The sequence below is a fragment of the Tumebacillus avium genome, from assembly GCF_002162355.1.
Taxonomy (GTDB): domain Bacteria; phylum Bacillota; class Bacilli; order Tumebacillales; family Tumebacillaceae; genus Tumebacillus_A; species Tumebacillus_A avium.
The window spans coordinates 563524-584464 of the sequence record NZ_CP021434.1; the positions used below are offsets into that span (position 1 = coordinate 563524).

The 20941-nt window shown below is 57.0% G+C and carries 24 protein-coding genes and 1 pseudogene; 8 read left to right on the forward strand and 17 right to left on the reverse strand.

What is annotated here, in order from left to right; translation table 11 throughout:
• Window positions 1–78: 78 nt before the first annotated feature.
• The 11 genes from CBW65_RS02865 to cobA all read right to left on the reverse strand — a co-directional run bounded on the left by CBW65_RS02865 (window position 79) and on the right by cobA (window position 10829).
• Entirely contained in the window at window positions 79–702 is a 624-nt protein-coding gene (locus CBW65_RS02865; RefSeq protein WP_087455504.1) for a GyrI-like domain-containing protein, read from the reverse strand.
• 120 nt (window positions 703–822) lie between these two features.
• Window positions 823–2208, reverse strand: a complete 1386-nt coding sequence (rlmD, locus tag CBW65_RS02870) for a 23S rRNA (uracil(1939)-C(5))-methyltransferase RlmD (RefSeq protein WP_087455505.1) — start codon at window positions 2206–2208, stop codon at window positions 823–825.
• Window positions 2209–2222: 14 nt separating this feature from the next.
• Entirely contained in the window at window positions 2223–2810 is a 588-nt protein-coding gene (locus tag CBW65_RS02875) for a cyclodeaminase/cyclohydrolase family protein (protein ID WP_087455506.1), read from the reverse strand.
• Window positions 2807–3730 carry a diacylglycerol kinase gene (locus CBW65_RS02880; protein ID WP_087455507.1) on the reverse strand — a complete coding sequence of 308 codons (924 nt, stop codon included), beginning with the start codon at window positions 3728–3730 and terminating at the stop codon, window positions 2807–2809. The genes CBW65_RS02875 and CBW65_RS02880 overlap by 4 nt, the downstream gene beginning before the upstream one ends.
• 86 nt (window positions 3731–3816) lie before the next feature.
• Window positions 3817–5262, reverse strand: coding sequence for an Asp-tRNA(Asn)/Glu-tRNA(Gln) amidotransferase subunit GatB (gatB, locus tag CBW65_RS02885; RefSeq protein WP_087455508.1), 1446 nt, complete (start codon window positions 5260–5262; stop codon window positions 3817–3819).
• 14 nt (window positions 5263–5276) lie between these two features.
• Window positions 5277–6722 carry an Asp-tRNA(Asn)/Glu-tRNA(Gln) amidotransferase subunit GatA gene (gene gatA / locus CBW65_RS02890; protein ID WP_087455509.1) on the reverse strand — a complete coding sequence of 482 codons (1446 nt, stop codon included), beginning with the start codon at window positions 6720–6722 and terminating at the stop codon, window positions 5277–5279.
• A 6-nt stretch (window positions 6723–6728) separates the two neighbouring features.
• The gene (gatC, locus tag CBW65_RS02895) at window positions 6729–7019 is read right to left on the reverse strand and encodes an Asp-tRNA(Asn)/Glu-tRNA(Gln) amidotransferase subunit GatC (RefSeq protein ID WP_198299736.1); all 291 of its coding nucleotides are present in this window, start codon (window positions 7017–7019) and stop codon (window positions 6729–6731) included.
• A 70-nt stretch (window positions 7020–7089) separates the two neighbouring features.
• Entirely contained in the window at window positions 7090–8157 is a 1068-nt protein-coding gene (locus CBW65_RS02900) for an FG-GAP repeat domain-containing protein (RefSeq protein ID WP_087455511.1), read from the reverse strand.
• A 94-nt stretch (window positions 8158–8251) separates the two neighbouring features.
• Window positions 8252–8761 (reverse strand): hypothetical protein, encoded by a 510-nt coding sequence (locus tag CBW65_RS02905; RefSeq protein WP_087455512.1) that lies wholly within the window; start codon window positions 8759–8761, stop codon window positions 8252–8254.
• Complete coding sequence (locus tag CBW65_RS02910) at window positions 8758–9975, reverse strand: AAA family ATPase (RefSeq protein ID WP_087455513.1); 1218 nt, start codon at window positions 9973–9975, stop codon at window positions 8758–8760. The genes CBW65_RS02905 and CBW65_RS02910 overlap by 4 nt, the downstream gene beginning before the upstream one ends.
• 95 nt (window positions 9976–10070) lie before the next feature.
• The gene (gene cobA / locus CBW65_RS02915) at window positions 10071–10829 is read right to left on the reverse strand and encodes a uroporphyrinogen-III C-methyltransferase (RefSeq protein ID WP_087455514.1); all 759 of its coding nucleotides are present in this window, start codon (window positions 10827–10829) and stop codon (window positions 10071–10073) included.
• 141 nt (window positions 10830–10970) lie between these two features.
• Between cobA and bluB the strand changes: the two genes are divergently transcribed.
• Window positions 10971–11639 (forward strand): 5,6-dimethylbenzimidazole synthase, encoded by a 669-nt coding sequence (gene bluB, locus CBW65_RS02920; RefSeq protein WP_087455515.1) that lies wholly within the window; start codon window positions 10971–10973, stop codon window positions 11637–11639.
• 36 nt (window positions 11640–11675) lie between these two features.
• Here bluB and CBW65_RS02925 read toward each other — a convergent pair whose 3' ends face one another.
• From CBW65_RS02925 to CBW65_RS02935, 3 genes are read right to left on the reverse strand one after another with little or no spacing between them, the layout of a single operon-like run.
• Complete coding sequence (locus CBW65_RS02925) at window positions 11676–12164, reverse strand: DUF1722 domain-containing protein (RefSeq protein ID WP_087455516.1); 489 nt, start codon at window positions 12162–12164, stop codon at window positions 11676–11678.
• A gap of 24 nt (window positions 12165–12188) precedes the next feature.
• Window positions 12189–13718: a phytoene desaturase family protein gene (locus CBW65_RS02930; RefSeq protein ID WP_332457831.1), complete on the reverse strand. Its 1530-nt coding sequence runs from the start codon at window positions 13716–13718 to the stop codon at window positions 12189–12191.
• Window positions 13676–14578, reverse strand: a complete 903-nt coding sequence (locus CBW65_RS02935; RefSeq protein WP_087455517.1) for a MerR family transcriptional regulator — start codon at window positions 14576–14578, stop codon at window positions 13676–13678. The genes CBW65_RS02930 and CBW65_RS02935 overlap by 43 nt, the downstream gene beginning before the upstream one ends.
• Window positions 14579–14724: 146 nt before the next feature.
• On the opposite strand from CBW65_RS02935, the gene CBW65_RS02940 reads away from it, so the two are divergent.
• Window positions 14725–15183 carry a Dps family protein gene (locus CBW65_RS02940; RefSeq protein ID WP_232463432.1) on the forward strand — a complete coding sequence of 153 codons (459 nt, stop codon included), beginning with the start codon at window positions 14725–14727 and terminating at the stop codon, window positions 15181–15183.
• A gap of 36 nt (window positions 15184–15219) precedes the next feature.
• Complete coding sequence (locus CBW65_RS02945) at window positions 15220–15816, forward strand: hypothetical protein (protein ID WP_087455519.1); 597 nt, start codon at window positions 15220–15222, stop codon at window positions 15814–15816.
• Between the two features lie 41 nt (window positions 15817–15857).
• Here CBW65_RS02945 and CBW65_RS02950 read toward each other — a convergent pair whose 3' ends face one another.
• The gene (locus CBW65_RS02950) at window positions 15858–16304 is read right to left on the reverse strand and encodes a hypothetical protein (RefSeq protein WP_157721741.1); all 447 of its coding nucleotides are present in this window, start codon (window positions 16302–16304) and stop codon (window positions 15858–15860) included.
• Window positions 16305–16425: 121 nt separating this feature from the next.
• On the opposite strand from CBW65_RS02950, the gene CBW65_RS02955 reads away from it, so the two are divergent.
• Genes CBW65_RS02955 through CBW65_RS02970 form a run of 4 tightly spaced genes read left to right on the forward strand, consistent with a single transcriptional unit; the run spans window position 16426 to window position 18584 of the window.
• Window positions 16426–16734: a YciI family protein gene (locus CBW65_RS02955; protein ID WP_087455521.1), complete on the forward strand. Its 309-nt coding sequence runs from the start codon at window positions 16426–16428 to the stop codon at window positions 16732–16734.
• Window positions 16735–16772: 38 nt separating this feature from the next.
• Window positions 16773–16997 (forward strand): hypothetical protein, encoded by a 225-nt coding sequence (locus tag CBW65_RS02960; protein ID WP_087455522.1) that lies wholly within the window; start codon window positions 16773–16775, stop codon window positions 16995–16997.
• Window positions 16998–17017: 20 nt separating this feature from the next.
• Window positions 17018–17821, forward strand: a complete 804-nt coding sequence (locus CBW65_RS02965) for an alpha/beta fold hydrolase (protein WP_087455523.1) — start codon at window positions 17018–17020, stop codon at window positions 17819–17821.
• Between the two features lie 43 nt (window positions 17822–17864).
• Window positions 17865–18584 (forward strand): hypothetical protein, encoded by a 720-nt coding sequence (locus CBW65_RS02970; RefSeq protein ID WP_087455524.1) that lies wholly within the window; start codon window positions 17865–17867, stop codon window positions 18582–18584.
• A 51-nt stretch (window positions 18585–18635) separates the two neighbouring features.
• Here the strand turns inward: CBW65_RS02970 and CBW65_RS02975 are convergent, their stop codons facing one another.
• Window positions 18636–19199: a GNAT family N-acetyltransferase gene (locus tag CBW65_RS02975; protein ID WP_157721742.1), complete on the reverse strand. Its 564-nt coding sequence runs from the start codon at window positions 19197–19199 to the stop codon at window positions 18636–18638.
• Between the two features lie 36 nt (window positions 19200–19235).
• Window positions 19236–20137: pseudogene (locus CBW65_RS02980) on the reverse strand (glutamate--tRNA ligase family protein).
• Window positions 20138–20232: 95 nt separating this feature from the next.
• Here CBW65_RS02980 and CBW65_RS24040 point away from each other — a divergent pair.
• On the forward strand, window positions 20233–20886 hold the full coding sequence (locus CBW65_RS24040; RefSeq protein WP_198299737.1) for a DUF3298 and DUF4163 domain-containing protein: 654 nt from the start codon (window positions 20233–20235) through the stop codon (window positions 20884–20886).
• Window positions 20887–20941: the final 55 nt, after the last annotated feature.

The following is a 20941-nucleotide window of genomic DNA, read 5'->3' on the forward strand; positions in this document are numbered from 1 at the left end:
AGGCATTACTTTGAACCAATCCATTCCTCCCACCTCACACGCCTCCTCTATGAAGACCATATCCCCTCTGAGCTTGTATCAGCGTTTTTCAACTAGAAATCGTAACACCGTTTTCATCTTCTCCGGTTTCGTCTTTCGAGGATCAGACAAATAGATCTCCCGATGAATTTTGCTGCTACGGATAAATCCATTCTCTACGCAGAACGCTTCCATTTGAGCAAAGCTTTTTGGCTCTTCATCAAAACTTCCAATATGCATCATTTGACAACAAAGTCCTTCTTCCGCGTGCTCAAACCGGACTTCATCCAGGAAAGGGTTCTTCTTTTTCCTTTTCGTCTGTTCCAGAAACCGTTGGAACAATGGTTCAGTCAAAAAATCAGGTTGGCGGATCATCATTGTGTACTTCAGATTGCTTTTGTCTGTCGCTGGCTTGGTCCGATCAAGCAAGTCCCATACACCCTCTAGCGGAAAAACCGTATATTCGTAGTAACCATCCGGAACCTCAGCACTTTTATATGACATTCGCACGGCATAACTTAAACTGTACAAAGCTTCCACGACCTCGGTAAATTTCTCGCCGTTAGGGTCTCCTGAGCCACTGACCATCAAAAACTGCATCTTCGGAACTTCCACAATTGCCGGGACCGTTTTTGGCAGATAGAGTTGTTTAAAATCTTTCTTGTAATCAATCTTATTCGTCAAAGGCTATCTCTCCTTATCTAACATTTTAAATAGTATAACGTTTTTCACCCAATTCAAGCCAATACAAAAAAGCCCCCTTTTTCAAGGGGACTTCACAACAAAGCTCCAAGACCGCACGTCTTAATTATTTTTTCTCTCAAGCCACGCCACACACTCCACATGGAACGTATGCGGGAACATATCTACCGGCGTGACTTCCACCGTCTTGTAGCCGTTGTCCTCCAAATAACGAAGGTCTCTCGCCAGCGTCCCTGGGTTGCAGCTGACATACACCACACGCTCTGGCTTCATCTCGGCAATCGTCGCCAGCAGTTGCTCGTCGCAGCCTTTGCGCGGCGGGTCGACGACTAGTACGTCGGCGCGGACGCCGTCGCGGTACCATTTCGGGATGACCGTCTCGGCCTCGCCTACTGCGAAGTGGGCGTTGGTGATCTCATTGAGCGCAGCGTTTTTCTTGGCATCTTCAATCGCTTCCGGCACGATCTCCACGCCGTACACCTGCTTCGCCTTTTGCGCCAGGAACAGGGAGATCGTCCCGATGCCGCAGTACGCATCGATCACCGTCTCCGTACCTGTCAACTTCGCATACTCCAGCGCCTTCCCGTACAGCACTTCCGTCTGCACCGGGTTCACTTGGAAGAACGATCTTGCTGAGATATCGAACTTAATATCCCCGATCGTATCAGTAATCGTATCCTTCCCCCAGAGCGTAAGCGTCTCTTTCCCAAAAATGACGTTGGTCTTCTCCATGTTGATGTTCTGCACGATGCTCACCAGATGCGGAATCCGCGCACGCAAGCGATCCACCAGCACATCCTTATTAGGAATCTTCCGCCCGTTCGTCACCAGCACGAGCATCGTCTCCCCGGTATGGAAACCTGCCCGGCCAATAATATGCCGCACCAACCCTCGCCCGGACTCCTCTTCATAATGGGGAATCGCCAGCTCCTGCAGAATCTCTTTTGTCGTATGTACAATCTCATCATTATACGCATGCTGAATATCGCAGCTCTGCATCTCAATAATGTCATGCGTCCGCGGCGCATAAAAGCCCACGGCCAGACGTCCGTCGATCTCGCCGAGCGGGACTTGCGCCTTATTGCGGTACTGCCACGGGTTGTCCATGCCCAAGGTCTCGTGTACGGTCACATCTTCCAGCTTGCCGATGCGTGTCAAGGCATCGACGACCGTCTGGCGCTTGTGCTTCAGCTGCGCCTCATAGGTCATGTGCTGCAGATGACACCCGCCGCAGCGATGAAAAATCGGGCAGGGCGGCTCGGTGCGGCTCTCCGTGCCGGACAGCACTTCGATCAGCCGGCCGTTGGAGTAGGTCTTCTGCACACGGATCACTTTGGCCTTCACCCGCTCACCCGGCAAGGCGCGCGGCACAAACACAGTGAAGCCTTCATACTTCCCGACGCCTTCGCCTTCGTGGCCGAGGCCGGTGATGTCGAGCTCGATATATTGGTTTTTCTCTACAGGTACCTGCAGTTTCGGTTTCGCCATGGGGACAAGTCTCCTTACGTGGTGCGCGACAACATGCTGTCGCGGAGTTCGGCCGCTTCGGTGCGCCAGCGCTCGATGCGGGCCATCAGTTCGTCATCCGCGCCGCCTGCGAGGCGGATGTTGGCGTAGCAGATCTCGGTGATGCCCATCACCCCGGCATAGGCGAGGTAGGCGATCACGCGCACATCGCTGTGCAGGGCCTTCCCGACCATCGGGGCCATCTCATTCCCGAGCCGCAGCACTTTCACAATCGTTCCGGCGATCTTCGCCGGGCTGCCCACATCTTTGCGCACACAGGCGTTGCGCTCGCCTTGGATGATCTTTTGCGCCTCATACACATCGCCTTCGCCGTAGTCGAGCAGGCGGACGCGAAGCGTCGCCGCTTCCGCCAGCAGCTCTTCCACGCGCTCCGTCCCTTCGCCTTTCTTGACCAGGCGGTTCTTCGTCACGCGCAGAATCAGCTCAGACAGTGACGCCGCCAGCGCGGTGCACGCCGCGACCACCGTGCCGCCCGCCGGGCTTGGCACGTCAGGGTGCGCGACCCAGTCGCACAGATTCGGAAACGGCTCATCAACAAATCTTCCCTTGCGCGTCCGCGTCATGGCAGCAACAGCCTCCCGCCTTCTTCCGGCGGTGCAACCAGCACTTTCAAATGATGCTTCAGGCAGCGGAAGGTCTGGGGCAGATGTCCGCCAAATTCGCCGTCCAGATTCAGTTCGACCAGGTCCGAGGAGGAGATCGTCAACGACTCGGTCTGGAAATACACCACGCGGTCGCTGTTCGTATGATCGCCTTTCATCGCCATCCGCGCCAAGGTGATCAGCTCCGGCAAGGAGACCTGCTTGATCAAAATCACGTCAAACAGCCCGTCGTTCAGTTTGGCGTTTGGAGCCAGTTTTTCAAAACCGCCCACCGAGTTGGAATTGGCGATCAGGCAGAGCATCGCTTTGCCTTCATAAGCAAAATCCGGCGAGTCGATCTCCATGTGGATCGATTTCAGCCCCGGCAGCTTTTCCAGCCCCTTCACGTAGTAGGCCAGCTGCCCGAGGTGGGTCTTCAGCTTGCTTGGCACTTCATAGGTCAGCTCGGTCAGCCGCCCGCAGCCGGCGATGTTGATAAAATAGCCGTCGTCGCCGATCTTGCCGACGTCCATCTCCCTCGCATGGCGCTGGACGATGATCTCACAGGCTTTTTTCAAATCGCGCGGAATGCCGAGCGCCCGTCCCAAGTCATTGGTCGTGCCCGCCGGCAAAATGCCAAGCGTCGGGCGGTAATCGAGCGTCGAGAGGCCGTTGACGACCTCGTTGATCGTGCCGTCCCCGCCCGCTGCGATCACATAATCAAAATGCTCGGCCGAAGCCTGGCGCGCCGCGACGATCGCGTCGTTCGCGCCGTGTGTCATCGCACACGAAACTTCCAAGCCGCCCTGTTCTAAAATATCAAGCACATCCGGCAAATGGTTGCGCAGCGCTTCCTTGCCGGCGCTGGGGTTGTAAATGAGTCTTGCACGCGGTCGCCGCATCGAGCGACACCTCCTGAAAAAGACATGCTGTGAAAAACCCCAAGCCTTACACCGCTTGGGGTCCTCTAGTAAGAGTACGAGTCAGACTACGCGTTCATGCGCTCCAAAATGAGTTTGTTCACAACGCCCGGGTTGGCCTGGCCTTTCGTCGCTTTCATCACCTGGCCAACCAGTGCGCCGATGGCGCGCTCTTTCCCCGCTTTATAGTCTTCCACAGATTTCGGATTGTTAGCAAGAACTTCCTCGATGATCCCGGCCAATGCCCCTTCGTCGGAGATCTGCACGAGACCTTTTTCCGCGACGATCTTGGCCGGATCGCTGCCCGTTTCCAACATGTCCTTAAAGACATCTTTGGCAATTTTGAGGGAAATCTTACCCTCTTCGATCATTTTGATCATCGCGCCAAGCTGCACCGGCTGGACTTTCGCCTCGGTGATCTCCAAGTTGTGCTGGTTGAGGTAGCGCAGGAAGTCGCCCATGATCCAGTTCGAGACCGCTTTCGGGTCCGCCCCGCTCGCCACCGTCGCTTCAAAGAAGTCGGCGACGTGCTTGGAAGCGGTCAGCACGTCCGCATCGTAGGACGGCAGGCCAAGTTCGGCGATGTAGCGGGCTTTCTTTGCGGTCGGCAGCTCCGGGATCGCGACGCGGATCGAGTTGATCCACGCTTCGTCGATCGACAGTTGCACCAAGTCCGGCTCCGGGAAGTAGCGGTAATCGTGCGCGTCTTCTTTCGTCCGCATGGTGATCGTTTTCTTCGCCGCATCGTCCCAGCGCAAGGTGCTCTGCTGGATCTCGATTGCCCCTTCGATCATCTCCGCCTGGGCAGCCTGCTCGTATTCGAGCGCTTTTTGCACGTTGGAGAAGGAGTTCATGTTTTTCAACTCGCGCTTGGTGCCAAACGCTTCCTGCCCCCACGGGCGCAGCGAAATGTTGGCGTCGCAGCGCAGCGACCCTTCTTCCATCTTGCAGTCGGAGATGTCGCAGTATTGCATGATCGCTTTGATCTTCTCCAGATAGGCTTTCGCTTCTTCCGGCGTGCGAATGTCCGCTTCGGAGACGATCTCGATCAACGGCACACCGACGCGGTTGAAGTCGACCAGCGTGGACGAGCCGTCTTCGGCGTGGGTCAGCTTGCCCGCGTCTTCCTCCAGATGCACGCGGTTGATGCGGATCTTTTTCGTCTCGCCGCCCACTTCGATCTCGATGTGTCCGTGCTCGCCAATCGGCTTGTCGAACTGCGAGATCTGGTACGCTTTCGGCGAATCGGGATAAAAGTAGTTCTTGCGGTCAAATTTGCTCTCGGTGCCAATCGTGCAGTTCAGAGCCATTGCCGCCTTCATCGCTTTGTTCAAAGCTTCGCGGTTCAGCACCGGCAACACGCCCGGATGGCCGAGGCAGATCGGGCAGACGTTGGTGTTCGGAGGCGCGCCAAATTCGGTCGAGCAGCCGCAGAAAATTTTCGAGTTCGTGCTCATCTCGACGTGGATCTCCAGCCCGATGACAGTTTCGTATTTCGACTGGGTCAGGGTCATCTTCGCTCTCCTCCTTACAGCGCCGGACGCGCCGTGAAACCTGCCGCCCCTTCGAAGGCGTGCGCGGCGCGCAGCAATGTCGATTCATCAAACGCCTTCCCGATCAGCTGCAAGCCAACCGGCAGCCCGTTCGCCAAACCGCAGGGCACGGAGATCGCCGGAATCCCTGCGAGGTTGACCGGAATGGTGTAGATGTCGTTCAGGTACATCGTCAGCGGATCGTCCACATTTTCCCCGAGCTTAAACGCCGTCGTTGGCGCTGTCGGGGACAGGATCAGATCATAGTCGGCAAACACGTTGTCAAAATCCTGCTTGATCAGCGTCCGCACTTTTTGCGCGCGCAGGTAATACGCATCGTAGTAGCCGGACGACAGCGCGTAGGTGCCAAGCATGATCCGGCGCTTCACTTCATCGCCAAATCCTTCGCCGCGCGTTTTCTTGTACATCTCGATCAGGCTGTCCGCTTCCACTCGCACCCCGTAGCGCACGCCGTCAAAGCGCGCCAGGTTGGACGATGCTTCGGCCGGCGCCAGCAGGTAGTACGTCGCCACCGCGTATTTGGTGTGCGGCAGGGACACTTCGCCAAACGTCGCGCCGAGCCCCTTGAACGTTTCCATCGCCTGCTCGATCTGCTCACGAACAGCCGGGTCGAGACCTTCTTCAAAATACTCCTTGGGCAATCCGATGCGCAGCCCTTTCACGTCTCCGGTCAAAGCGTCGAGATAGTTCGGAATCTCCACGTTCGCCGACGTGGAATCGAGCGGATCATGTCCGGCGATCGCCTGCAGCACGATGGCGCTGTCTTCCACCGTGCGGGTGATCGGGCCGATCTGGTCGAACGAGGAAGCGTAGGCAACGAGGCCAAAGCGGGACACGAGGCCATAGGTCGGTTTCAGCCCAACCGTGCCGGTGTACGCTGCAGGCTGGCGGATCGAGCCGCCCGTGTCGGAGCCTAGCGCATAGAGAACTTGTCCCGCCGCCACCGCTGCTGCCGAGCCGGAAGACGAACCGCCCGGAACGCGCTCCAGATCCCACGGGTTGTGCGTCGGGAAAAAGCCGGAGTTCTCGCCGGACGAGCCCATCGCGAATTCGTCCATGTTGGTTTTGCCGACGGAGATGCCGCCTGCAGCCTGCAGCTTGGCGACGGCCGTGCTGTCATACGCCGACACGTAGTTCGCCAAAATCTTCGACGCGCAGGTCGTCGGCAGGCCTTTGGCATTCATGTTGTCTTTCACAGCGCCGGGAATGCCGAACAGCAGACCGGCATCGGCCGGGATGTGCTCGTCCATCTTCCGCGCTGCGGACAGCGCCTGCTCGCCGTTTACGTGCAGGAACGCTTTGACTTTTTCATCCGTCGCGCTGATCCGATCAAGTGATGCGCTGACCAGTTCGGACGGCTTGATTTCTTTGCTGGTGATCTTCGTATGTAATTCGCGGATTGACGCGTCTAACAGCGACATGATTGGTTATCCCTCCATCACCGCAGGCACACGGAATTGTCCGTTCGATTGGTCGGGTGCATGCGACAGCGCTTCGTCCTGGGTCAGCCACTGGCGGGCCGCGTCTTCGCGCAGCACGTTTTGCAGCGGCATCGAGTGCGTGGTCGGGGCGATATTGGCCACGTCCAACTCTTGCAGCTCCCCTGCGAAATTGAGGATTTTGCCGAGCGTCTCGGTCATTTTCACCTTTTCGTCATCTGTCAGCGTCAGGCGCGACAGGTTGGCGATATGTTCAACATCTTTCAATGTGATGCTCATCACCGCACCTCCAAAGCCGTTCTCGTCTGGAAACCATTTAGAAATTATAGCATAAAAAGAGTCCACGGCGCTATTTGCCATGAACTCTCGGTTTGATCGCGCGGATCTTCCACTCGCTGACCGCATCGGGCTGGCGAACCAGATCGAGCGCGAAGTATTTTTCCACATCGTAATAGCCTGGCGTCAACCATTCGTAGACGGACACCGCCGACTTTGCGCCTTCCACGCTTTCGATCTCATGCCCGTAAAAATGCAAGTCGGGCAGCGGGAAACCTTTGGCCAGATACAGCGCAGCCCCTTTGCGGTCGCCCGCTTCCACCGACGAGAGGAACGCTTCGACCGTCTCCGCCTCGACGTCGGCGCGCTGCAAGGTGCGGTCTTCGGCGCGCACCAGCTGAAACTGCGGCGACTCGTGCGGCACCGGCTGGTAGCGGTACAGCCCCACCGTCTCGCGAAACGGCGTCTGCAACTTTTTTTCCAACAGGACCTCGGCCCGGGCGGCACGCCGGATGCCGGTGAACCCTTCAAACGTGCTTATCGAAGCGTCCGCGCCGTCCCAGAGCTGCATGTACGGCTCATCCTGCGCCCCCCGCCAGAAGATCAGCAGGTCGGGCCGCCCGTCCCGGGTCAGATCGGCCGCCTCGATGCGCACCGCGCTGTCCGGGTAGACTTCCTGCAGCAAAATTTGCCCGGTCGCCGACTTTACCCGCACATGCCCGCGCAGGTTGGTCGCAAACGTCTCTGCCACGTCGAGCCGCCCGTCATGGTCAAAATCGGCCGACTCGGTCTGCAGGGGCAGCAGCAAAGTTTCCAGCCCTTGCCCGAGCACTTCAACTTTCGGATAGACAAAATGGAGCTGCCAGCTCCGGCCCGCCTTGCGGATGTGGATCGACCCGTCCGTCTCGACTTCAGGCGGCACGATCTCCCCGTCCTTGATCTTGATCACGCGCGCAAACGGCACCGCGACCACATCCCCGGTCGGGTCGCTTTGCAGCGGCGACAGTTCCACCAGCAGGGTAAACGCCCCCGCATCCCTGATCCGAAACTTCAGCGGACGCTCGTCGATCACGCCCAGCCATTTCCCGTTCACGCGCACCGATGCCCCATAGAGATAATCCGGCATCACCGCAAACTCCATGCCCTTCCCCTCCATTCACCTCATGATATGCAGGAGGGAAGGCATTTGCCTATGGACGCAAAAACTCCGGCTTTTGCAGGGGCCGGAGTTGGGTCTATTTTTTACGTCGTCTTGGTTGGGGAATCGGAATAGAGGGCTGATATGATTTTAAACCGGCATCACCGGTAAATATTTCGACTTGGCTTCCTATTTTGGCGTAGTGGTCGGCTACGGTTTTGATCGTGACGTCTCCAATGGAGATCTTCTGGGTCGCCATTTGGGGGAGTTCTTCTGCGAGGCGTTTCAGGCCTTCTTTTTCCCATAGGACAGACTGATCCGTAAACGCCGCCCAAGGTGATCGCATATCGGCTGCATCGTTCATCAAAGCTGCCAGTTGTTGTGCGATGGAAAAACGGTCGCCGTTCGCTTGGGCGATGTGATTGCCTGTTTCGATGATGGTGGCTAGGGGCAGTACCAGCGTTGAACCGGCTGCGATCTCTTCTTGTATCTCATGATTCACGCGCTGGAAGTCCCATTGATCCTCAGTGGTTCCACAGGTCTCTTTCCCTGGAACTTGCAGCCAACAGCAGAGCATGGACGTGTCGATGATCAGCACTTTATTCATTGTTTGGCATCCTTGTCGGTGTGTTCTTTGGAAAGGGTTTTTTCAAGCTCCCCTCGTGTAACTGCTTTTCCAAGCGGGCCGGATGCCAGCAGCTTTGGCAAAGTTTGAATGTCTTCGAGGAGTGTCAGTTCGCTTACCCCGGTGTCCGGATTGCGGTGTGCCACGGTGACAAACGGCGTCATCTCCGGGCCAAGTGCATCGAGGAGCGCAGGGTTGTGAGTGGTTACAAGTACGTCGATGTTGCGCTTGGTGCCAATCTCGCGGATCATTTGGAGCAAAAGCCCGGCACGGGATGGATGGAGTCCGTTGTCGACTTCTTCGATCACGATTAAGCTGTTGGGCGGGCTAGTCAGAAGTGCCGAAAGGATAGCTAAAAAGCGAAGCGTCCCGTCAGACATCCCACTTGCATCTACCAAAGTGGGAGGCTGTCCGGGAATCCACTCCTCTTCGCAGTACAGCATCGCGTCTTTTTGAAGCCTGCCAACAGGCTCAGCCCAGACCTTTCGAATGTCTTTCTCAGGAAGATGGGATACATAGCGGGCTAGAGTTTTTTCTACTTCCGCTTTTTCTGAATTTGGGAGGGCGGCCAAAACTCCCGATAAGTTACTGCCATTTTTACTTAACTTTTCTGAAAAAGGGGCATAGTCACGCATCCTAGACGGAATTGGATCAAAAATAAACATTCTCGTCAAGGCCGCTTCGATAAGTATTAAATCCGAAACTTTTGCCTTAAGAACTTGTCCGTAAAAACTCCCCCATATAAAACTTTTCTTAACAAAAACTTCATAATCTGTAGGAATGATACCCAGATTCTCACCTTGTATCCTAAACGAACTCTCATTAAAGCTGCCTATAACTTCTTTATCCATTGAATCCGTCCTAATTGCAATAAGTTGCTCGGATTTCATGACCGCCTTAGGCAATTTATCAATGCATAAACTGTATAAATAGTCAGTTTCCCCATTTATTTCTATAAGGACCTCCAATTCAAACTCATGTCCCGGTTTTAATGATGCCCACTCTGCCCCGCCTCGTAACTCCTTAAAAATCGAATCAAAATCCTTCCCCTGCACAACCATCTTCAAAAACTCGATGGCATCCAGCGCATTGGACTTCCCGCTGGCATTAGTTCCGATCAAAACGGTCAGTGGATCTATATAAAGGGTCGCGTCTTTAAAACTTTTCCAGTTCTTGAGACGGATTTCTTTGATCATTGGCTTCTCCACCTGTATCCTCAGAAATTTTTACCACGTTCTATTATTAACTATATACTGTCCCAGCAATCTTTGGAACAAAAAAACTCCGGCTTTTACAAGCCGGAGTCTCCTTCAAACCACTTGATCTCTTCGCGCAAATTCACAACGTCGCCGACCAGGATGATCGACGGGTTGGAGATCTGCTCTTCGCGGGCGATGCCGACAATCGTTTCCAAATTCCCGACGACCGTTTTCTGCTCGGCCATCGTGCCCCAGTGGATGATGGCGACGGGCGTCAACGGGTCGCGTCCGTGCGTGATGAGCTGTTCGCAGATTAAAGGGAGGTTTTTGACGCCAAGATAAAAAGCGATCGTGTCAACTGCCGTAGAGATTTTGTCCCAGCGGATGCTGGACTGCTCTTTGTTGGGGCACTCGTGGCCCGCGACCACCGCGAAGGAGGACGACACGAAACGCTGCGTGACCGGGATGCCCGCATAGGCTGGTGCTGCGATGCCGGCGGTGATGCCGGGGACGATTTCGTACGGAATGCCGTGCTGTTTCAGCTCCATCGCCTCTTCGCCGCCGCGGCCAAAGACGAACGGATCGCCGCCTTTCAGACGCGTCACCACTTTGCCTTCCTGCGCCTTGGCGACGAGCAGCGCATTGATCTCCTCCTGCGGCAAGGAATGGCGGTCCGGCAGCTTGCCGACATAGATCAGCTCCGCGCCCGGCTTGGCGTAGTCGAGCAGCACCGGATTGGCGAGGCGGTCATAAGCGATCACGTCCGCTTGCTGAATGCACTCCACGCCTCGTACCGTAATCAGCTTCGGATCACCCGGACCCGCACCTACCAAATAGACAATACCAGCCATCCCAATCTCTCCCTTCAATCTCTAACCCAAGTTTTCCACTCATTATACTGGGTAAAAGAGAAATTGTCAGCAACGACTTCGCCGCAATATAGTAAACTAGAAAGCACTAACAGGCGAAACCCAAACGGAGGTGCCATTCCGATGAACTTTAACGACATCCAACGCGACGCGGTCTACGAAGCGATCCACAACCGCCGCGACATCCGCAAATTTTTACCGACTCCGCTGGAAGAAGACAAGATCCGCAACATCCTGCTCGCCGGACACCATGCCCCGTCGGTCGGCTTCATGCAGCCGTGGGACTTCATCCTCGTCACCGCGCCCGAGGTGAAACACCAGCTCGCCGAAGCGGCCGACAAAGAGCGCCGCGCCCTCGCCATCCATTTCGCCGCCGAAGGGCGCGATGACAAGTTCCTCGCGATCAAAGTCGAAGGGCTCCGCGAAGCCCCGCTCACCGTCTGCATCACCACCGACCCGACGCGTGGCGGCGACCATGTGCTCGGACGCAACTCGATCCCTGAGACGGACATCTTATCTGTCGCCTGCGCCATCCAAAACATGTGGCTGGCCGCCTACGCAGAAGGTATTGCGATGGGCTGGGTCTCCTTTTACAAAAAGTCGGACGTTCGCCGCATCTTGAACATCCCGCCGCACATCGACGCGACGGCGCTGCTCTCCTTCGGCTACACCGACGAGTACCCCGACCAGCCGATCTTGGAAAAATCGGGCTGGGCCAAACGCCAGACGTTTGAGAATCTGCTGCACTTCAATTCTTGGGACAACAAAGAAAAGAAAGAAGGCTCCCGCTAAGGAGAGCCTTCTTTTTTTGGATCATATTCTTTCGGATCAAACGACGTTTTGCAAGGTCGGGTCGAGCAGGTTGTCTTTGCCGATCTTCACATGCAGCTCGGAAAACAGATCGTACAGCGGTTTGACCACGCTCATATCTCCGTCCGACAAACGCGCGAGCATAGCGATCGGCACGTCGCGATCCGCTTCGCCGACATGCTTTTTCAGATAACCCCAGATGTGGGTCAGCAGATTGACCATGTTCGAAGGGAGCAATTCGGAACGCATGGCGTCAAAGTAGATGCCGAACACATTTTGTTTAGCGATCGCAAAGGAAATCACCCCGGCCCGGTGGTTGTTGAGCAGGGTGCGGATGCGAAAATATCCGCTCGGGTCGCCTTCAAGCACGACAAATTTCATCTTGTGCCACAACGTCTCCAACTGCTGCCCCTCGGTCACAACACGTTCGAGCACCTTCAGCTCCAGCAGCAGGCGCTCGCGGCGCAATTGGATCATCTGCTGCAGATCATCACACAACTTTTCCATGAAGGTCCTCCTCACATTCCATACTTACCGGCAGATGCGGTCTGCCACCATCCATCCTGACAGTGCGGTGCCAAGCGTCCCCGCTCCCGGAAACACCGTGTCCCCGCACAGCCACATGCCTTCCACGCCGGACATCGGCGAGTAAGAACTCATCCAGCTGAACTTGCCGGACGGGATGTACCCGCCGACTTTGCCCTGCTCGCGGAGCACAAAGCGCTGAAACGTCACCGGCGTCGCTGGCAGGCTCACATCCACCGCCCCGCGCACTTGCGGAAACTGGCGTTCCAGCGAGGTCAGAATCCGCTCCGTATACGCGTCCTTCAGCTCCTCATACCGCTCGCGCTCCCACCAGCGGTCGAGTTCGGTGTGCGTGGAGATCGTCAGCGCCCGCTTGCCCGGCTCTGTCCGCAAACGGTCATCCGGCGCAGACAAGGAGACGAGAAACTGATTGCCTTCGGTCAGCGGCGCATCATACCGCTCGATGAACTGATGGAACAGCGCCTCCGTCTTAAACACGTCCTCGCAGCCGAGATAGAGGGCATACGCACCCCAGGCCGGGCGGGCTTTCTCCTCTTCTTCCCGCACGCGCATCCGGTGTCCCAGATCGGCGTCGAGCAGGCCGTGCAGGTTGTGGATCGAGTTGTTCAGCACGAGTTGCTTTGCGCTAAAGGTCTGACCTTTGGCGGTGGTCACTTCCCACAGCTCGCCTTGCTTGGCGATCTTCTGCACGCGGCTGCGCAACCGCACCTCGCTGCCGCTGTTCCGAATGGACCGCGCGAGGTCTTCCGCCACGGTCGCCAAGCCGCCGTAGACGTAAAACGCGCCGCGGTGAAACACGTTTAGCGCGATATAGCCGAGGAACGCCGGGCATCCTTCCACCGTGGTCTGCACGGCGTCGATCAGCTGACCATTCAAAAAGGCGACAAACTGGCGGTGCCCGGCCAGATCATATTTTTTCAACCGGTCATGCACCGTCTGGAGCATGTAAGGCACCAGCTTGGCATTTTCCAAGTTGGCCATGCCGAGCACCTGCTTGACACCTTGCCAGTCGACCGGCGGGAACATCGGCTTGGCGGCGATGATCTTTTGGAAAATCCCGGCGATGTGAAACAGCTCTTCATAAAAAGCGATCATCCGTGGGTGCTCCAGCGGGAACAGGCGCTCCAGCTCGGCGTACCAGCGCTCTTTTTCCTGATGATAGCGAATGTCCATGTCGGGCAAATGCACATCCATGATGATCGGGAGCAGTTGCATCTGCGGCAAAGGCAACCCTAGCTCCTGATACAAGTCGGACAGCGTGCCGCCCGCTTCAAAACCCATCCCAAGCGTCGCGCCGACCGCAAACCGGTAGCCGTGCCGGTCAAATTTGCCTGCGCAGCCGCCAAGTTCATTCGAGCCTTCGAGCAGCAGCACATCCTGCCCGCGCTTGGCGAGCAGCGCCCCGGCGGACAATCCGCCAAAACCTGCGCCAACCACGATCACATCCCGCACGTTCATCTGCACCCCTCCGTTCACTCCGCCGCCGGCAACGCGCTGCGGAACCACTTCGTCCACTCATCGAGACCGCCGTTCAGCCGCAGCGGCTGCCAGCGCTCCGACACGTCCGCAAAACCATACCCGCCCAGCACCACGCGCAGCTGCGGGAAGCGGACTTGCAGTTGATCGAGCAAAACTTCCGTCTCCGGCAGCAGGCGATAGTCGGTCATCGACAAGGCCAGCACGCCAATCCCGTTGCGCTCGATGACCTGCTCCAAGCCTTCGTGCGGCGTGTCCGGTCCGAGGTAGATCACTTCTGCGCTGTTGCGGCGCAGGAACAGCGTAAACAGCAAGAGCCCGATCTGATGCTGCTCGCCTTGGGGGCAGCATGCCAGCACTTTTGGCAGGCGCGGGTTGATCTGAAAGACTTGGAAAAATTGGTTGAAGCGCTGCAAGATGATGTTGCTCGCAAAATGCTCCTGCGCCACGCTGACCACACCGCGCTCCCAGTCGTCCCCGATCCGCTGCAAGAGCGGGGCCAGCACGTCGTGAAACATTTTTTCAAAATGGAACATGGCGAATCCCATGTTGATCAGCGCGTTGACTTTCTCGATATCAAAGGACAAGAAAGCTTCATATAAAAAGTTGCGCAATTGTTCTGCGTTTTGCGCGGGTTCGTCCGCAGATACAGGGTCATCCGGGACAACTTCCCGTTCGGCGCGCATCTTCTCCAGCATTTTGACCGCTTGGGAGATGTTGACGCCTTTTTCTTCCGTCTGGACTTTCAGCCAGCGGAGATCTTCGATATCCTGCTCGCTGTACAACCGGTGTCCCGACTCGGAGCGCATCGGGTTCACCACTTGGTAACGGCGCTCCCAGGCTCGAATCGTTACCGCCGGCATGTCGAGCAGTTGGGCGACCGATTTGATGTTGTACACGGGTCGATTCACATCCTATACGTTATACAATAATTATACATATCCGGTGCGGCTTTTTCCATAAATAGTTCTGAACAACTTGCCCCATAATAACTCTTGGAAAAAATTTGTACAAGGGAGGCCCCCCTCACCAGTGCGCGCTGACCGTGGCACTGCACCAATACAACAAGCACCACTGGCTGTCCGAAGGGGCGGAGTCGTTCCTCTCGTTGCATGAACTGCTCAACGAGCACATCGAGCAGACGAAAAAGCACATCGACGAAATCGGCGAGCGCGTGGCGCAGCATGAGCTGTCCTACATCAAGCATGAACCGGAAGGCCGCTACACGATGCGCGATTTCCTGCGCAACGACTTGGAACACGAGCTGAAGATCCAACAGATGATCCGCAAGCAGATCAAGCGTGCCGGGGAACTGCACGACTACGGCACGGTGCAGGTGCTGGAGGAAGTGCTGACCGATCGCGAAGACCTCGGCTACCACCTGTATTCGGTGCTCGAAGACGACACGCTGGTGCGCGGCATGACCCACCTGGTCGACGGCCGCGCATTTTTAAAACTCGTCAGATTTTGTCTCCTTGTAGCGGATCGCCCACCTGCTGAATAGGCTGGTAAGCGAGTGAGCGAAAGGAGATGAAGTCATTTGTCTAAGCGTAAGAAAAAGCGTTACGACGACGAGTTTGAATACGAATACAGAGAGTTCCCTGCTGTATATACCTATGATCCGCGATTCTTCCCGGGCGGTGCGCCCGGTTTCCCAGGGGGTACACCAACGCCGGGCGGCATGCCGCTTCCTCCGGGCAGACCCCCTGTTCTGAAACCGCCGTTTGGCGGTCCGGGTGGTTTTCCGGGTGGCCCCGGAGGTTTCCCAGGTGGTCCTGGCGGCTTCCCAGGTGGTCCTGGCGGCTTCCCAGGTGGTCCTGGCGGTTTCCCGGGTGGTCCTGGCGGCTTCCCAGGCGGTCCTGGCGGTCCGGGTCATGCCCCGACCACGCCGCCGCCGAATTTCATTCCGCAAAAGCCGCTGACTGTGGGCGGCCCGCAGCAGTTGGCAGTCAGCGCACCGTCGCTGCGCCCCTGCCTGTTCCGCTTCACGTATGTGTGGCTGCGCAACGGCAACGCGTTCTGGTTCTACCCGGTCTTCCTCGACCGCCGCACGGTCGCCGGCTTCCGCTGGAACGGATTTAGCTGGGCGTACGTCGGCCTCGACCTCAGACGCATCGAATTCTTCCAGTGTACGTAAGAAAAAAGCGCCGGACAGCTCCGGCGCTTTTGTCATGCTTGCTACAGAAACTTCAGCGTCTTCACGAGATGGCGAATGTGCTCTTCATCCACCCACAACACCAGATAGCGGTACGCCTGCCCGTCGATCACGACCGGGGCGGGATACTCGACGAGAAACGCCGACTGCTCTTTCATCTCCTTGGGCTGATCTTCGCCGGGAAACACGTAGCAGGCCGGCTGGCCGAAGTGGCGCGCCGACTTGATTTTCGGATGGGTGCCATACGGTTTGAACCGGTGGTACGCCTCGCGCTGACACACCGCTTCCAATCCGTCGTCTCCCGTCGCCGCTGAGATCTGAAACCATCCGTCACGGCCCTGATAGCGCTCCTCTTCAATCTCAATCCAGTTCGGCGGATATTCGAAGGACACCCCAAACTTCACGCTTGAAAACCGCTTCCAGCGTTTGCGCGACACGCTGCTCAACATCCAGCCTATATAATTTCGCATCGGAATCGACTCCTTTGGGAAAAACGTGGTGCGACAAGGTCAGGATATGTATCGAGAGCCCAGATGGTTCTGCTATAATAGAATTTACCAAACAATGTAAATCTTTGGAGGTTGTCCCGCGATGTCCCAGCAATCCGCTTATCTGTACCTGCTCAGTCCGTCCCGCCCTGATCTGGCTGAAACTTCGACGCCGGAAGAACAGAGCATCATCGGCGAACACTTTGCCTATCTGCAACAACTGCTTGCCGAAGATAAACTGGTGCTCGCCGGCCGCACAATGGACTTCGATCCGATCGGCCTCTGCATCTTTTACGCCGACTCCCCGGAGCAGGCGCAGGAGATCGCCAACAACGATCCCGCCGTCGTCAAAGGCGTGATGACCGTCACCGTGCGCCCGTACGGGATCGCCCTGCTGAAAGGAAGAGACTAAAGGAAGAAACGAAAGCAACAGATGAAGGAGGCATTCCCATGGAACCGAAACGTCAGCACGAAACACAGCCCGTCCGTCCGACTGCGATTCCGCATGAACCGCTCAACGAAGACCTCGCCGTGATGCAGCGCGTCACAGGAGAACCGATGAAACCGGTGAACCTGCAGCTTTTGCCGCGCTGGCTGCAGCTGTTCGGCTATTTCATGGGCGGCTGCCTGCTGGTGATCGGCGTGATTGCCGTATATTTAAGCATCACCGCGTAGAACTTGAGGAGTGGATTGACATGTTTTATGAAGTGAGAGGCGAAGGGTTTCCCGTGGTGGTGATGCACAGTTACTCGCTCGAACATCGCTCGATGATGGCCTATCTGGAGCCTGTGTTTGCTGAACATTCGGGGTACAAACGCTACTACCTCGACCTGCCCGGCATGGGGCGGACGAAAGGCGAAGACTGGATGCAGAGCTCCGATGACATGCTGCAGGCGGTGCTGAACTTTCTGGACGAAACGCTGCCCGGCCAGCCTTTCCTGCTCGTCGGCGAATCGTATGGCGGCTACATGGCGCAAGGCATCGTCTATCAGCGTCCGCACCTCGTCGCAGGCATCGCGCTGATCTGCCCGATGGTCGAGCCGGAGATGAGCAAGCGTGAACGCCCCGCGCATACCGTTTTGACGCAGGACGAGGATTTCCTCGCCACCTTGCCCGAAGGCGATGACAAAGCAGCATTCCAGCGGCTGAACGTCGTGCAAACTCCCGAGGTCTGGACGCGCTTTGAACGGGATGTGCTGGCCGGTGCCCGGCTGTACAACCCTGCCTTCACGCAGCGCATCCGGCAAAATTTCGGCTATTCGTTTGATGTTCGCCACCTGCCCGAGCCTTTTGGGAAACCGGCGCTGATCCTGCTTGGACGTCAGGACAGCGTGGCCGGATACCGCGACCACTTGCAGATTCTTGAGCAGTACCCTCGCGCCGCGTTTGCCATTCTCGACCGGGCCGGGCACAACGTCGCCCTCGAACAGCAAGCGCTGGTCACCGCCCATCTGCACGATTGGCTGAAGCGCGTCTCCCTTGAATTAAATCAGGCTTAACCTTATACTTAATGTAACTAGCCATTCAAAGGAGGCCGCTTACGTGGCACGCCACACCCTGACCGCGCCCAAGCGCAAACCAACGTCGTCCGCCCCTCCAGCCCAGCAGAAATCGTCAGCTCCGGCTGCTGCGCCAAGCGCCATTTTGCAGATGCAAAAGCTGTACGGCAACCAAAAGGTGCAGCAGATGCTGGCGATCCAGATGCAGCGCGGCTCCCAGCAGCCGATCCAGCGCACGTCGTGGAAGTCGTCCAAGCTGTCTCAGATCTGGAAGACCAAGAAAAAGAAGATGGCGCCGGAGATGGAGACGCTGCATCACAAAGTCCCGCGCGACTTGCTGACTTTCTTCTGGGAGCATTTGAATGCGAAGCAGAAAGGCGAGCTGAAAACGGCGATTGGCATGGGTCCGGAAGGCATCAAAGCCCTGTGGAGTTTCACGCCAAATCTGACGGCAGGTCCTTTGCCGGAAAAGCGTTCCGATGATCCCAAGAACAATTTTGACGGCAACTATGTCGAAGAGCCGGTCACCCGCGCCCGCCGCAACTCGGTGCGCTCGGGGATCTTAGTGCAGGTGTACAACAAGCTGGTCGATCTGGAGAATACGCACGACCGCAGCTGCTACATTGGCCAGACCGAATTCGAAGCGATCGTCGACCTGCTCAAGCAGGCGCTGGACGAGCACGTCAAGATCGTCGGCAGCAAATCGCTCGACACCGACACCTCGATGTGGGCAGAATCTGGCGGAACGTATGCGAAAACATAATCGGACGAATGAAAAAAGCATCGGAACGCTCCGATGCTTTTCTTGCGTTGTTTACAGCGCTTTGCGCATCACCACGTTGTCGTCGTCATAGTCGGTGACGAGTGCAAAGCCATTTTCCTCGTACATAGCCAGCGGTCCGTGATAATGATGCTGCACCGTCTCGCCCTGCTTGGCCGGATAGCCTTCCACGTAGGCATAGCCGTCTTCCTTAAACCCTTCGCACGCGGCGTGCAGCAACTGTGTCGCAATGCCTTTTCCGCGATGGTCCGGCGCCACGATGAAGCAGGCAAACACGCCCGTCTTCGCGTCCGGCTCACGCTCGATATGATTGCCTTTGACCACATTGCCTGCGTCATTGGCGTGACACCACCCGACCGGCTCGCCGTCGGCAAAGGCCAGGTAGCCGTTCAGCCCGTTGGCTTTGATCCACTGGACGGCAGCTTCACGGTTCTCTTCCGCACCGCGCTCGCCCCACTCCCCGTCCGCCCATTCGCGGCGATAAAAATGGCAGTAGCAAGACGCCCACTTTTCGTTATCCTGAAACGCAACATGATCAAAAAAGTGCAAAAACGACTCCACCAGTTCCGGAGTCAGCTTCTTAACCTCAACGTTCAACTTGGCACCCCCAGCTGTTTTTTCCATTTTATCACATCAGAAGTAGCCCCGAAGCACTTTTTCATCCAGCGTCACCGGCTCGGCGGGCAGCTTCTCCAGATCGAAGGCGGGGATCAATTCCGCTGCCTGCATCGGCTCGGGGCGGTCGTGATATCCGCTGATCGACGCAAGATAGCCGATGACCTGCTCGGGGCGGGTGCCTTGGTCGCGGAGGGCGGAGAGGGTGAGGGAACGGGCGCTTTTCGAGAGTTTGCGGCCTTCTGTGTCGAGGAGCAGCGGGGTGTGATGAAAACGGGGGGAACTGCTCCAAACGCTTCATACAGCCGCACCTGCTTGGGCGTGGCATCGAGCAGGTCTTCGCCGCGCAGCACATCGGTGATCCCCATCGCGGCATCATCAACGACGACGGCCAACTGGTAGGAAACCATCCCGTCCGCCCGCTGGACCACAAAATCCTCTGCGGCCTCCTCCGCCAGCGCCACCCGCAGCGCAGGCGCTTTTCCCCCCGCTTTCCGCTCCCGTTCCTCGGCGCTCAACTGACGGCAGGCACCCCGATACGCGGGTCCGGCCGCTTTTACTTCTGCGCGGCTGCAATAGCAGGGGTACAGCCGCGACTCCCGCTCCAAGTGCTGAAGCGCTTCTGCATACAGCTGATCCCGCTCGCTTTGCGTATACGACCCGTGCGGCCCGCCGACATCGGGGCCTTCGTCCCAATCCAAACCCAACCAGCGCAGGTCGGCCAAAATCTGCCCGGCAAACTCCGGCCGCGAACGGTGCCGGTCCACGTCTTCGATCCGCAGCACAAATTGCCCTCCCGCCTGCCGAATCTGCAGCCAGGAGAGCAAGGCCACCCATGCGTTTCCGAGATGCAGCTGCCCGGACGGAGTGGGCGCAAACCGCCCGCGCTTCACGTCCCGCTGATCCGAGCCCCAGTTCATCTGTCGTCCTCCTCCACAAATGCTGTCACACACATTATCCACACTGGGGAGGGAAATCTATTCCAGAGCAAGAAAAAATGACAGGAGCGATGAAGATGAACTCTTGGAAATCACGCCTGCTCCTCTTCGCGGTCAGCTTCATGCTGCTTGGCGGGACGGCGCTGGCCGAACTGGACGTGCAGATCATCAACAAGCAGTACACCGAACAGAAACCGGAGATCAAGATCTCGTATCCTGAGCTCTCCGGGCTGCCGGACCTTGCAGTGCAGGCCAAACTGAACGAACTGTTCCGCCAAGAAGCCCAGTACCAACCGCAGCCGGACAGCCGTCCGCTTGTGACCTACATCAATGAATACAAAGTCACCTTGCGCGAAAAAGCATTCCTCAACGTGCTCTACGACAACTACGAGTTCACCGGCGGCGCGCACGGCATGCAGCACCGCAAGTCCCTGCTCGTCAACCTCAAAGACGGCACCCGCTATGCGCTCAAAGATCTGTTCCTGCCTGGCGCCGACTATGTCACGGCGATCAGTGACATCATCAAAGAACAGGACGCCAAAAACGTCCTCGACACCTTCCAGCCGTTTGAAAAAATCGATCTGGACGAAGGCTTTTACCTGACCCCGGAGCATCTCGTGATCTACTTCCCACCCATCAAATACACGCCGTATTACATGGGCTTTCAGGAGTTCAAGATCCCGTATGCGAAACTCAACGACATCCTCAAGCCCGAATGGAGACGCACATGACCCTGTGTCCTGCGCCGTGGAGACGCTCTGCAACTACTCCACGCGCGCGCAAAAA